The following is an 11441-nucleotide window of genomic DNA, read 5'->3' on the forward strand; positions in this document are numbered from 1 at the left end:
ATACCGGTTCTGAATTCTTCTGCAAAACTCCAGCAAAACTGGTCATTATATGACCAGTTTTTTCCATTCTTTTCCGCGTGAATCATTGTACCTGTCGGTCATGGTTTTGTTCGAATGACCGAGCAGGATCTGAGTGTTTACACCCTGTTCCCGGTACCTTCAATGCGTCAAAGCCGGTTTCAAGAAGTGCAATAATGACGGATATCTTATTCAGACTGCCAGTAAAGCGGTGAACCGAACGCGTCAAGGTAGTAATCGATAATCGTCCGAACGTTCAGCGGAGGGTGGCGGGTATTCGGATAGATTGCCGCGATGTGCTGCGGCTCCGTTTTTATGGACTTGTCCAGATCCGGCAGCAGCCCGACAAGCTCACCACTCTTTAGCCGGTCTCCAATCAGCCAGTCAGGAAACAGCACGATTCCCATCCCTCCGAGTGCAGCAACCAGCAGCGTTTCAGCATTATTGGATGACATCAGGGGCGAGACGGGATAGTGCACCCATTCCTCTTCCTGCCTGCGCAGCAACCAGCGGTTTGCTCCTGATGAACCTCGATAGACCAAACATTTATGACGTGCAAGCTCTTCAGGTGATTCAGGCATGCCATGCCGGCGGATGTAATCCGGTGACGCGGCAAGATGATAGAACTGCAGGCCAAACACGCGCGCATGAAATGAGGAATCTGTCAGCGCGCCAATCCGGAAAATTACGTCAGCCGGGTCCCTGTGCGGATCGATATAATCATCGGTCAATGTGAGCTCAATGCTGAGCCTCGGATATCGCTCAGTCAGGCCGGGTAACGCTGGTGCCACATGCCGCTGTCCAAAGAACACCGGTGCGTTTATGCGGACCATTCCTGAAGGCTCAAGTGCTCTCTCGTTGAGTTCCCGCTGCGCCTCCTCCAGACTTCCCGTCATGGCCCGCGCATAGCGTATGAAAAGATGGCCGCTTTCCGTCGGGATGATCGCCCGGGTATTGCGGTAAAAGAGCTGCTGCCCGAGCGCATCCTCCATCTGATGGATGACGCGCGATACCTGAGAGGCTGATATCCCTTCCCGCCGCGCCACCACAGAGAAATTCTGCGCTTCATAAACGTCTATAAAAATCAGCAGGGTGCGTATGCTGATGTTTCTTGGCTCATTCATTAATGCATATTCTACACAGGTGTTTGGCTTATTATGGCATTTTTCTCATTCATGTTAAGGCGTAATCTTCTCCGTCTGAAGAACTGGAGATTGATTGCTATGCAACTGATACTGATTTTAATTGTAATTGCCGGAGGCATGGGACTGTCCGTAGAGGCAGGATTGCTCGGGCCACTGGGTGGGAAGGTTGGTGACCTCTGGGCCACCTTCAGCGTATTTGGCGTGGGCGCGGCGCTGACCTTCCTGCTGATGCTGTTTTTCAGCCCGCGTAATAGCCCGTCATTCTTTGCGCAGCCTTCCTGGCACTTGCTTGGCGGCGTACTTGGGCCGATCTACGTCATCATCCTGACCGTGGCAACGCCGATAATCGGCATTGGCATGACCATGATCGGCATCCTGGCAGGCCAGGTCTCCAAGAGCCTGATTATTGACCACTTCGGCCTTCTCGGTACGCGGCACAGGAAAATCGACAGCAAACGCTTCATCGCGCTGATTTTCATCATTACAGCGCTGGTTATGGTTGCACAGGGGTAAGGTAATATTATGACTATTATGATGATTCTTCTCGCTGTCGTCGGTGGTGCCATGCTGAGTATCCAGGCTGCTATCAACGGCCAACTGGGCAGCAAGGTTGGCGTATTCAAAAGTGCGTTCCTGACATTTTCGATCGGCGCGCTGGTGACGGGGCTGCTGATCTTCTTCTTCGAACCCAAACACACCCTAACCCTGATGGACGTGCCTAAATGGCAGTTGCTGGGCGCAATGTTTGGCGTGCCGTATATCGTCATTATGGTACTGGCCGTCCAGCGCATTGGCGCCGCAGTTGCCACGGTCGCCGTCATTTTTGGCCAACTGACCATGAGCATGCTGATCGATAACTTCGGCTGGCTGGGCAATGAGTCGATTCCGTTCTCGATGAGCCGACTCGGCGCCATCATCTGCCTGGGTATCGCGCTGTTTTTCATTTATTCCAGCAGCAAGTCAAAAGCCGCTCCGGCGAAAAAGCCCCTGCAGCAGGAAGCCGCTAATAGATAAGCCCAGCCAGTTCAGATGAACACTGTCTGAAGAGTGCCAGAAATGTCCTGACACTCTTCAGCTCTTACACTGCAATGCCCAGGCTAAATTCAGATGTCCGGGGCAGGGCAAAGCTGGAATGTCCTCTCCTCACTCACAACGGACCTTCAGGTCTGTCAGATGACCGCTTCGTGCCAGAAGCGGTTATGATGTTGGTTCTGAAACAACGCTTTTCATGGTGGCGGCCTCATCTCGTTGATGAGGCCGCCACTAACATCAAGGCCTTTCAACCTGCGGAGGTTGATGCTGGAATTCGGGCAATGACCTTAATTTCAAAATCGAATCCCGCAAGCCAGGTAACTCCAACAGCTGTCCAGTTCGGGTAAGGGGGCTTCGGGAAAATTGACTGTTTCACCTGCATAATCGTCGGAAACTGATTTTCCGGGTCAGTATGAAAAGTGGTGACATCAAGCAGGTCGTCAAATGTACAACCAGCAGCTGCAAGCGTTGCTGCCAGGTTATCAAACGCAAGTTGAACCTGTGCGGCAAAATCCGGCTCCGGCGTACCGTCGGCGCGGCTGCCAACCTGACCGGAAACGAACAACATATCGCCAGAACGGATCGCGGCGGAATAACCGTGCTCTTCATAGAGAGCATGGCGGTTAACAGGAAAAATAGGTTCACGCTGGATCATGGCATTTCCTTTCTTAAGTCAATGTGTGATGCGGGATGCGCGGTATGCAAAATTGATTTAATATACGCGGCGTATGTTGAATTAATCACACATACGCCGCGTATGTCAAATGACATTCGTTACGTATGTCAAAAAGGAGATCGTATGGCCGCCAAACGCCGTGCCGAAACAATGGAAGAGAACCGAGCCAAATTGATTACGGCAGCCCGGAAGCACTTTGCCGAAAGAGGTTTTGCTACCGCATCGATGGATGAATTAACCGCCAGCGTTGGCCTGACACGCGGGGCGCTATACCACAACTTTGGTGATAAAAAGGGGCTGCTTGCCGCTGTTGTTGCTCAAGTAGATGGTGAAATGGCACAACGAGCCAAAGCCGCCGCCGCGAATGCCGGTGACGACTGGGAAAGGCTGCTGGCTGAAGGGATTGCCTACATTAAGATGGCGCTGGATACAGAAGTAAGGCGTATCGTTCTGCTTGATGGCCCGGCTTTCCTTGGGGATCCTGCACAATGGCCCAGCCAAAATAGTTGCCTCGAATCCACCCGACAGACCGTCATAAATTTGATCGAACGAGGTGTACTTAAATCGGTTGACGCGGATGCCGCTGCACATCTGTTAAACAGTGCCGCGCTGAATTCCGCACTTTGGATTGCTGCGAGCGACGATCCGCAGCAGGCACTGCCAAAAATTATTGAAGCGTTTACGCAACTGGCAAGCGGCTTACGGAACAGTTCCAATAAAATATGATGAGATGTTTGAGCTAATATATTGCAGTGCGGATGGGTAATTACATCTGATCTGACAACTATGTGCCAGAAGCGGAAGTTGGAGTGCCAGAGATTATATAAAAGCTGATGGTTCGTTTTACTGGGATACTTACACTGGCATGCCGTGTTGTCGATGGATAAAGGCAGCGTTATTTTTGAGGTAAAACACGGGGGTTACCAGCCTGTCGCTGAGCAAGATATGGCCCCATGGGCACCCGCCGAAAACGAGCTGGGAACGGCTGAGCTGATGAAATGGTATGCACTGGTGCAAGTGGGTGATGGTGGTTTTCCCCTGTAATTTATGCTTTGCGCGGAGTGCTTTAACATGACTTTTTCAGAAAACACCACTGTGTGGACGAAAATGCAGAAGCACTGGTGACCTTCAGACGTTGATTCTCATTTTTATTTATCAGATACATGGCATTACTGACGGGGTAAAGAATATCGCCTGGCTGTATGGGCGATTTGGAGGTGACTTCAAACATCATTTTTAATGTTCCGGCATGAAGAATGAGCATATAGTGACTGGTTTTGCCCAGATAAATAACATCAATCACCAGCCACTCCATAAATATTCCTTTCTCCGTATCTAACGTAGAAATTAGCATAAAGTGCTGAAATGACAAGGGTATGAGTTAAATATGTGAGCCAGGACAGCTGCAAATATTATTGGAGGTTGATATCGAGGATAACGACGAGGACCGAATGACTGCAGACAACATGATACTTAACCTGTTTAATGTGGATAGCACCGCAAGAGCAGTAGCTGTCTGCCCGCCCGTAAGTAATGAAACGGTTGATGTGAAGCGGATTAATTCTCTGCAGGATACCCGCCATTCAGGGCTAAGAAGCGCCCACCCACATCACCGTCTTATAAAACCGGTGACACGCGTCAAAAATCATCTCCTGCAAATAGTGTGCGGCATCCTGGCATAGGTCGGGATGCAGGCAGAATGCCAGCGCAACAAAAATGATCTCAAGTAAGAACATTATTTTCATCTGCATTTCATCGAACAGAGCGCAGTGGCAGGACGATGCGAGCCAGCACGCCGGAGGGAAACTGGCGGGCAGGAAGCAATGTGACGTCGCCACCCAGCCTGGTGACGCAGGCTTTGACGATCGATAAACCCAGCCCGGAGCCGGGCTGGGTTATACCTTCGGGACGATAAAATGCGTCGAATACGCGCGCCCTTTCGTCAGCGGCAATTCCAGGGCCGTTATCTTCAATATTAATAACCGCTTCGTGCGGCGTTACCGTCACGCTGAGGTCAATCTGCCCGTTTTCAGGGATGTAGCGGATAGCATTTTCCACCAGATTTTTCACGACAATGATGAGTGTGTGTTTGTCAGTGATAATCTGCTGACTGGCACTGTCGGTTTCCAGTACGCCAATATCGATATTTTTTTCCTGCGCCAGTGGGTGCAGGGATTCAATCACCTCCCTGAACAGCTGCGGAATGTGAAGTGGCTGATGGCTTTCGTGCGACGCGTTTTGCTGTTCACGGGCAAGCAGCAGAAGCTGGTCTAACAAGTTTTTGGTACGACTTAAGCCTTGCTGCAGATTGTTCAGCCGGGATTGCGCTTCGGGCGGCATTGCGCTCGCCGACAACCGTTCCGCCTGCAGCGACAGTGCTGTTAACGGGGTGCGTAGCTCATGGGCTGCATCGGCGATAAAACGTTTCTGCGTCTGCATTGCTTCATCCACTTTATGCAACAACTTATTGATACCGCTGACAAATGGGCGGATCTCATCGGGTATGTTATCTTCGGTGAACGGTGTTAAATCACGTTCATCACGCTGATGTACCTCATCGGCAAGGTTTGAAACGGGGCGAAACGCTTTACGGATCAGATCGGTCGCGACCAGCAACAATACTGGCAACAGGAGACTGAGAGGGATCAGCGTGCGCAGTGCGCTTTCAAACGAGATTTCGTCACGTACATCACGTTGCTGACCAATGGCGACCAGCTGCATGGCTGAAAGACGGTGGACCAGTACGCGATACGGCACTCCGCCTGAAATGACGTCCTGAAAGCCTTCGCGTATGGGGGGAGTCAGCTGAAAAGTGAAGCTACGGGGCTGCAGAGCACTGCCGTTTGCGGAGATGAACTCCACCTCCACGCGGGAATCATTATCGCTATCCAGTGGCTGAACAGAGCTCTGTATATCCGGGTTATAATGGATCACGCTGGCGATTTGGGTGAGAGTGTCGTCCTGCAGTTCGTGGGCTTCGTCGAGCGCAAAATAGAAGGTGAGGCCGCAGGAAATGACAGCCGTAAATAAAATGGCGACGCTCAGGGCTACCGAGAGCCGAAACTTCAGCGAATTTTTCACTTGCTTTTGGAAACCAGCCATCCAACGCCTCTGACATTTTTGATGGCATCCTTGCCCAGTTTTTTACGCAGAGCGTGGATGAAAAACTCTATGGCATTGCTTTCCACTTCTTCGCCCCAGCCATAAATGCGATCTTCCAGATCGCTGCGGGAGAGAATGCCTCCCGGTCGCTGCATCAGTGCTTCCAGCAGGGCATATTCGCGGTTAGAGAGTAAAAAGCGTTCATCGCTGGCAAGCAAACATACTTCATGGCTGACCGGATTCAGGCTAAGTACGCCGTTGTTCAACAGCCGCTCACCGTTGCCATTATGCCGACGCAGCACCGCGCGGATCCGTGCGAGCAGCTCGCTGAACTCAAACGGTTTGATCAGGTAATCATCCGCGCCGCTATCCAGCCCATGTAAACGGTCCGGCAGGGCATCCCGTGCGGTGACAATCACTACCGGCACGGAGGAGCCCTGATGGCGCAATGCACTCAGGACGCTGAAGCCATCCTGGCCGGGTAGCCCAAGGTCGAGAAGAACAATGTCATAATGTTGTGTGAGGCAACTGGTCAGCGCATCATTACCATTCTGAACCCAATCCGCTGCATACGAGGCATCGCGCAGCGAGTCCACCATCACATTCCCCACCATCAGATCATCTTCAACCAGTAAAATTCTCATCGCTTTAATAATCCGTTTGGTCGCGTCTGAGTAAGCATAAACGTAGGACCTGCCCTGAGCAATCTGCGGCTATTTCTCCAGAATTTCCATGTTGTTGCGAAAAGTTAGATAGCCCACCAGGCTGATAATGATCAGCAAAAACAGGATGCTGGTACCAGTAGTGCCCAGACCAACACCGCCGTTTACCGGGGACTGCGACAGTAAATCACCGCAGGAGGCACCGAATGGACGCGTCAGAATATAAGCAATCCAGAAGCAGAGCACGCTGTTAGCCCTGAACAGATAAAAGGCGAGAGCGGTTAGCAGAATCAATGCGCCAAAGAGTGTGGCAGCATTGAAATAACCAAGATTTAGACCTTCCGCCACCCAGTCACCCGCAGCGGTGCCGAGTGAAAAGGTAAACAGGATCGCCACCCAGTAGAACAGCTCGCGTTTGCGGGTAGTGATACTGTGGATCGACAGCGTTTTCTCTTCGTTAAACCAAAGTACAAAGGTCAGGATCAGCAGCGCACCAAACACGGCAGTGGAGAAAGCCAGAGGCACACCAAAGCGGTCGGTTAGATTATCGGTCACCAGCGTGCCAAACACGCTAATTAGCAACACTGTTGCCCAGTAAAGCGCCGGGACATAGCGTGTGGCCCGCAACTGGAGAGCCAGTGTAATTACGAATAATACCCCGGTAAGCAGTGTGGTGTTGGTCAATCCCCAGCCGAGATCCATATTCAGAAAATCGGCAGCGGTTTCGCCCACGGTAGTGGACATCATTTTGATGAGCCAGAAGAAAAGCGTCACTTCCGGCACTTTATTGAGCCATGAGATTCTGGAGTCAGTTAGCATGTTGCAGCCCTGTAAAGCTGAGTGGTGATTGTACTCTACGGCAGCTGACTTAGTTGTTCCTTAGGCCTGGGTGATATGAGTGGGACAGTCTCAGCCTGGCTGATATTGAATCGACACGGCATCGGTAGTCATCTTTTTAGCGGCAACTTCTGCTTCTCGTCCACAGCGGAACAAGGTTCAATAATTTGATGCTGTTCTTCCTTTAAGTAAGGTGAGTGAACTCACTCTGCGCCGTAAGGGGCGTGAATAACTTCGTGATAATTGTCTATGTTTCTATCTGCCGTTCCGCGAGAACATGTCTAGCTGCGCTTGATGCCCATGCATCAGACTGATCAAGGTGTTCAATCTCTGACTCTGCTATCGGCGTTACACGGATTAGCGGAACGGAACCGAAAGGTAAATTATCAATCCTACGGTCATCACGGCTGAGGATGATTCGGGTCATTGGGTTATATTCGTCTGTAAGAGTGCAAAACAGGATTGCGCCATATTGTTCAACATCGGCAGCAACCTGATAACCATCGGCAACGAGATCACCCAGGTTAATCAAGAGATGAGCCCAGTCATCAATCTGGTGGCTGATGATATTCGAAGCGTCAAATTCCATGAAAAGTTCGCACCCTACGCCATTTTCCGGGTCTGCAATGCCAGCCCAGGGCGTCGAAAGGCCATCAGTGGACAGCGTTAATTTGGTGTTGCTCTTAGTGTTGAGCACTCGACGATGGGGCCCGAACCATTTCGTCTGGTTGTGTACGTTTGCGTCATCTCGTTCAGCCATAAAACCATCTGAAACGCTGCCATACCTTTCCCAAAAGGCTCGCCTTGCTACAGAAGCTGCCTCATAAATCGGGTCTTGAGGATCGCGCGGCACAATGGTCTCATCGAATAGTGTGTCAACCGTAACGCGCCCCCGTATTAACGGTATTTTAGACCTTGTCCAGTGAACGATAACCTTATTAAAGGGCTGTATCCGTGATGCTTCGAGTTTCTCGACAACCGCCTGGACCTTCTGAAAGGAGTGGTTACCCCCTGCAACGTGACTCCCGTCTGCATACATGTAGCCTCCGGTTTGTGAGGAGACTCCAGCCTGTTCGGTGATAAAGAACCATTCTCCGTTCACAGCGCCAGCGGGTGCCTTGTCTAAGGCCGAGCGTAAATCCCTTGCCGCATCAGAGTTTGAATATGCTGTCATATCTGTCCTTTAGCTTCACGTCTTATGCATCATACTTAGTTTAACTTTTTAAAAATTATAGTATTAATTATCTTTCGGCCAGACAAACTGAAAAACGTCTGGCGGGATCAGCTACCTTCTACCTGCAGACGAGACCAGCCACTCAACTTTCTCTAATGACGCAGCACCTTATGTACACATTCCCGGTTTTGCACGCATAAGTGTGTTGCGTCCATCGGTTGAATTCACAGCCAGAAGCGGAAGTTGATAAAGACTCATGCACGATGACTACCGTTGTCTGATTAGCCCAGTTAGGGTCACAAAAAGTAGTCATTTTATTAGTGTATTATCATGAGAAGCTGGGTTTTCCTTTCTGGTTGAAAGATTTACAGGAACAGAGGCTTGACAAATATTATGTCCTGTCAGACTGTTGGCCTAAAACGGGTTGCCGGTCACTCTAGTATTAACTGCCGCAGTTTGTGTCCTGATTCATCCTTCCCCTTATATTTCTCTGCAATAAAGCTCCCTCGCATCACAAGTTGTTAAACTAAACACTTGATTAACATTTGCATTGCAGTTGCCAGGAAAAAATCTTATTAATATTTAGTCGCTTATGCTGAATGGCGATTCAATATGTTAATAAATCTAATGATTGGGATGACTTATGACGACCAAACCCGCCGCTGAAGTTTGTGCGGCACCGGGGCTATTCCGGACTCTAAAAACTTTCCCGGCGACTGTCCATGCACTGCTCTTTTTTACTTTCGTTGTACGGTTTAGCTATTTTATGGCATGGCCGTTTATCGCGGTAATCATGACTCAGAATTACCACATGTCACCTGTCGCCATTGGCGTGGCTATGACCAGCAGTGCGCTAATCTCAGTGGTGCTCGGTATGTATGGCGGGCAGATTTCTGACAGGTTAGGACGAAGAATAATACTTCTACTGGGCTGTGGATTTTCCGCCGTGGGTTATATTACCCTGGCGCAGGCCACCGGGATGGGGATGTTTATTACTGGCCTGATGATCATCGGCGTTTGCTTTGCGTGGGTTGATCCCCCGGTGCGTGCATTGATGAGTGATTTGCTTGGTGACCGCCGCCGACGCGCATTAGCCCTTCAAATGCGTTATTACTTAATCAACGTCGCGGCAGTGTTTGGCCCGCTGGTAGGGATTGTCTTTGGCCTGACTTCTCAGAAGGGGACATTTCTGCTGACCGGATTGACCTATCTGCCGTTTTTTGTCTACGTGCTGTTGTTTATCCCCGCGGGTAAACTGCTGGCCGAACAGCAGACCGACAGCGCTCCGGTGGTTAAGCTTCATCAAGTGATGGGAATTATCGGCAGGGATAAAATTTACATTTCAGCACTGATGTGCAGCATTTTATGTAGTGTTGTATTTATCCATTACGAAGCTGTTTTGCCTCAGTACCTGCTTTTACTTGACGGTAACGAAGCGGTTAAGTTAATCACTCTAATACTGGTTACCAATGCCTGTACAGTGCTGTTATTTCAAAGCTTTATTATGCGCTTTATGGCGCAAATCAACCTGCCAAAACGTATTTTTCTGGGTGGTTTAATTTTCGTTTTCTCTCAGCTCTGCTTTTTTTCTACACGTTCAACCGAAATCTGGGCATGGATGACGGTTACCGCTGTGTTCAGCATGGGGGAAGCGATTTTGATGCCAAACCTGAACATTTTGCTCGATCAATTGGCACCGGCTGAGCATCGTGGTGCCTATCTTGGTGCCTCAACGTTGTCTACGCTCGGAGTAGCTGCCGGGCCCTTAATAGGGGGCGTGATGCTGGCCATGACTGGAGCGGGAGTGTTTATCTGCACCGCATTACTCAGCGTGCTGTTGTGTGCGATTATCTACATCTGCAGGAACAGCATGCTTGCACGTTTGCAGGATTCACAACATTAGGAGAATCTGCGAGTTGCAGGGCGTTGCTATGAACCGTTGAACTCACAGCACATCGCGGACGTTATGAATTTATAGGCGCGCAATAGCCTCAATTAATTCTGGCCCCTGGTTTGTCACGTTACCCACGGCACGCGATACCGGGTGCCAGGTGAAATGGTCGGCGGACACTGCTCCGTCTCCGGCAATCTCAATTGCCTGCGCCCCCGTGACATCCTGCTGCATCCATTCTCGCGCTGCTTCCGGCATCAGGACAAGCGGCCGGCGGTCGCGAATATCTACGAGAGCTTGATCAGCTGCGGCGGTCACAATCAAAAAGCCTTCGGCTTCATCCCCGCGCTCGAAAGGGACGCTGCCGATCGCTGCCATGAATATGGGCTTGCCGTCTTTTCTGTGGATGAAATAAGGCTGTTTCTTGTCGCCTTCCTTTTTCCATTCAAACCATCCATCAGAGAAGCAGATTGCTCGACCGTGCTGCCAAAGCGGTTTAAACATTCTACTGGTGGCTGCAGCCTCAACCCGGGCATTAATCAGCGGTGGCTTATCCCACCATCCCGGTGCATAGCCCCAACGTACTGGGTCGAGATGCAGTTGTTCATCACGTTCGGTTAGGAGCAAAACCTTTGTTCCTGGCGCCACGTTGTACCGGCCGATTGGTTCTGGATCATAGGCGATATTACGCCATGTCATTGGTATACATACTTCCTTCTTCGGTCTTAAAAACCGGTCTATTGATGAGAAATTGTCGCATTTCAAGCAAAAGTAGCGTTCTGCAAAGCAATTTTTATTTTCAGGCAAATCAACATGTTAAATGCGCGCAATAAAACCTTATTTTGACATGCTAATACAAGGATTTTCTCTTAAAAAACATGTCATTACTCTTTTCCTGGTGGTG

General features: G+C 50.2%; 12 protein-coding genes and 2 pseudogenes. 5 read left to right on the forward strand and 9 right to left on the reverse strand.

The genetic code is table 11. The features are described 5' to 3' along the window. Window positions 1-45: 45 nt before the first annotated feature. Window positions 46-156: pseudogene (locus RTE01_RS26500) on the reverse strand (integrase); the annotation flags it as partial. Between the two features lie 50 nt (window positions 157-206). Then, complete coding sequence (locus tag RTE01_RS25925; protein WP_134525672.1) at window positions 207-1142, reverse strand: LysR family transcriptional regulator; 936 nt, start codon at window positions 1140-1142, stop codon at window positions 207-209. Window positions 1143-1241: 99 nt separating this feature from the next. Here RTE01_RS25925 and RTE01_RS25930 point away from each other — a divergent pair, with 99 nt between their 5' ends. Beyond that, window positions 1242-1676, forward strand: coding sequence for a DMT family transporter (locus tag RTE01_RS25930; protein WP_041145155.1), 435 nt, complete (start codon window positions 1242-1244; stop codon window positions 1674-1676). Between the two features lie 9 nt (window positions 1677-1685). Continuing rightward, window positions 1686-2177 (forward strand): DMT family transporter, encoded by a 492-nt coding sequence (locus tag RTE01_RS25935; RefSeq protein ID WP_134525674.1) that lies wholly within the window; start codon window positions 1686-1688, stop codon window positions 2175-2177. A gap of 265 nt (window positions 2178-2442) precedes the next feature. Here RTE01_RS25935 and RTE01_RS25940 read toward each other — a convergent pair whose 3' ends face one another. Next, the gene (locus tag RTE01_RS25940; RefSeq protein WP_115193036.1) at window positions 2443-2850 is read right to left on the reverse strand and encodes a RidA family protein; all 408 of its coding nucleotides are present in this window, start codon (window positions 2848-2850) and stop codon (window positions 2443-2445) included. A gap of 144 nt (window positions 2851-2994) precedes the next feature. Between RTE01_RS25940 and RTE01_RS25945 the strand changes: the two genes are divergently transcribed. Further along, window positions 2995-3597, forward strand: a complete 603-nt coding sequence (locus tag RTE01_RS25945; RefSeq protein WP_041145160.1) for a TetR/AcrR family transcriptional regulator — start codon at window positions 2995-2997, stop codon at window positions 3595-3597. A gap of 135 nt (window positions 3598-3732) precedes the next feature. Next, a pseudogene (locus RTE01_RS25950) lies at window positions 3733-3915 on the forward strand (WbuC family cupin fold metalloprotein); the annotation flags it as partial. Between the two features lie 22 nt (window positions 3916-3937). Here the strand turns inward: RTE01_RS25950 and RTE01_RS25955 are convergent. The 5 genes from RTE01_RS25955 to RTE01_RS25975 all read right to left on the reverse strand — a co-directional run bounded on the left by RTE01_RS25955 (window position 3938) and on the right by RTE01_RS25975 (window position 8646). Further along, the gene (locus tag RTE01_RS25955) at window positions 3938-4186 is read right to left on the reverse strand and encodes a polymyxin B resistance protein pmrD (protein WP_166793723.1); all 249 of its coding nucleotides are present in this window, start codon (window positions 4184-4186) and stop codon (window positions 3938-3940) included. A gap of 437 nt (window positions 4187-4623) precedes the next feature. Then, on the reverse strand, window positions 4624-5973 hold the full coding sequence (locus RTE01_RS25960) for a sensor histidine kinase (RefSeq protein ID WP_134525678.1): 1350 nt from the start codon (window positions 5971-5973) through the stop codon (window positions 4624-4626). After that, window positions 5949-6617 carry a response regulator gene (locus tag RTE01_RS25965; RefSeq protein WP_134525680.1) on the reverse strand — a complete coding sequence of 223 codons (669 nt, stop codon included), beginning with the start codon at window positions 6615-6617 and terminating at the stop codon, window positions 5949-5951. The genes RTE01_RS25960 and RTE01_RS25965 overlap by 25 nt, the downstream gene beginning before the upstream one ends. Before the next feature lie 69 nt (window positions 6618-6686). Then, on the reverse strand, window positions 6687-7454 hold the full coding sequence (locus RTE01_RS25970; RefSeq protein ID WP_134525682.1) for a COG4705 family protein: 768 nt from the start codon (window positions 7452-7454) through the stop codon (window positions 6687-6689). Window positions 7455-7719: 265 nt separating this feature from the next. Beyond that, the gene (locus RTE01_RS25975) at window positions 7720-8646 is read right to left on the reverse strand and encodes a hypothetical protein (protein ID WP_134525684.1); all 927 of its coding nucleotides are present in this window, start codon (window positions 8644-8646) and stop codon (window positions 7720-7722) included. Between the two features lie 643 nt (window positions 8647-9289). Between RTE01_RS25975 and RTE01_RS25980 the strand changes: the two genes are divergently transcribed. Beyond that, entirely contained in the window at window positions 9290-10549 is a 1260-nt protein-coding gene (locus tag RTE01_RS25980) for an MFS transporter (RefSeq protein WP_134525686.1), read from the forward strand. Window positions 10550-10618: 69 nt separating this feature from the next. Here the strand turns inward: RTE01_RS25980 and RTE01_RS25985 are convergent, their stop codons facing one another. Beyond that, window positions 10619-11236 carry an SOS response-associated peptidase family protein gene (locus tag RTE01_RS25985; protein WP_134525688.1) on the reverse strand — a complete coding sequence of 206 codons (618 nt, stop codon included), beginning with the start codon at window positions 11234-11236 and terminating at the stop codon, window positions 10619-10621. Window positions 11237-11441 lie beyond the last annotated feature (205 nt).

The organism is Klebsiella terrigena, assembly GCF_006539725.1.
Taxonomy (GTDB): Bacteria; Pseudomonadota; Gammaproteobacteria; order Enterobacterales; family Enterobacteriaceae; genus Klebsiella; species Klebsiella terrigena.